The organism is Caballeronia choica (assembly GCF_001544535.1).
Classification (GTDB): Bacteria; Pseudomonadota; Gammaproteobacteria; order Burkholderiales; family Burkholderiaceae; genus Caballeronia; species Caballeronia choica.
The window spans coordinates 1-1265 of record NZ_FCON02000472.1; the positions used below are offsets into that span (position 1 = coordinate 1).

Genomic DNA, 1265 nt, shown 5'->3' on the forward strand with positions numbered 1-1265 from the left:
TGTCGTACATCATGTGTCGCGCGATGAATCGGTCGTTCTTTAACGTGCTGTTGGGCGGCTTCGGCAACGAAGCCGGCTCGGCAGCGGCGGCCGGTGCGACGGAGCAACGGCCGGTCAAATCCGGCTCTGCTGACGACGCCGCGTTCATGCTCGGCAATGCGGAGAGCGTGGTGATCGTGCCGGGTTATGGGCTTGCCGTCGCCCGCGCGCAGCACGCGCTGAAGGAACTGACCGACAAGCTGGTGGAAAAAGGCATCGACGTGCGTTACGCGATTCACCCGGTCGCCGGACGGATGCCGGGGCACATGAACGTGCTGCTGGCGGAAGCCGAAGTGCCGTATGAACTCGTCCACGAGATGGAGGACATCAACAGCGAGTTCGGCCAGACCGACGTGGTGCTGGTGCTCGGCGCGAACGACGTGGTGAATCCGGCGGCCAAGACCGATCCGACATCGCCGATCGCCGGGATGCCGATTCTGGAAGCGTACAAGGCACGCACGATCATCGTGAACAAGCGGTCGATGGCGGCGGGCTACGCCGGCCTCGACAACGAGTTGTTCTATATGGACAGGACGATGATGGTCTTCGGCGATGCGAAGAAGGTCGTCGAAGAGATGATGAAAGCGGTCGACTGAATAGCACAGCTTCACGCTATCGGTCGCGAGGTGAGTTTGCAAGTTGGTGCGGCGGGCGACGCCGGCGCTTACGCCTAACCCGAAGTTCGAAGGCTGAATCATGACAAGTGAAACAAAGCAGGTTGATTTCGACAGGCTGACCGGGCATCTGGAAGAATGGATACCGGGGTTCCGGGGACCCGTGACTGCAGAAAAGTTCGCGGGCGGCCAGTCCAACCCGACCTTCCTGCTCAAGGCACAAAGCGGCAGTTACGTACTGCGACGTCAGCCGCCTGGAGAACTGCTGAAATCAGCGCACGCGGTGGATCGAGAGTTTCGAGTGCTCACCGCGCTTGAGAACACCAACGTCCCGGTGGCACGCGCCTATCACCTCTGTGAGGATCGGGATGTCATTGGCACGATGTTCTATGTAATGAGCTTCGAGCAAGGCCGCATCTTCTGGAACCCGGCTCTGCCCGAAATTCCTAGAGCGCAGCGCACGACGTGCTATGACGCGATTCTCGGCACGATGGCGGCGCTCCACGAGGTCGATGTTGAGCAGGTGGGGCTCGCAGACTACGGGCGCGCGGGCAACTATTTCGAACGTCAGATCAGTCTGTGGACGAAGCAATATCGCACTGCCGAAACAGA

Annotated in this window: 2 protein-coding genes; both read left to right on the forward strand. The window is 60.4% G+C overall.

What is annotated here, in order from left to right:
- On the forward strand, positions 1 to 635 hold a 635-nt coding region (locus AWB68_RS45075), incomplete at its 5' end, for an NAD(P)(+) transhydrogenase (Re/Si-specific) subunit beta (RefSeq protein WP_143282069.1).
- A 100-nt stretch (positions 636 to 735) separates the two neighbouring features.
- The coding region (locus tag AWB68_RS45080) for a phosphotransferase (protein ID WP_160110202.1) at positions 736 to 1265 on the forward strand (530 nt) is incomplete at its 3' end.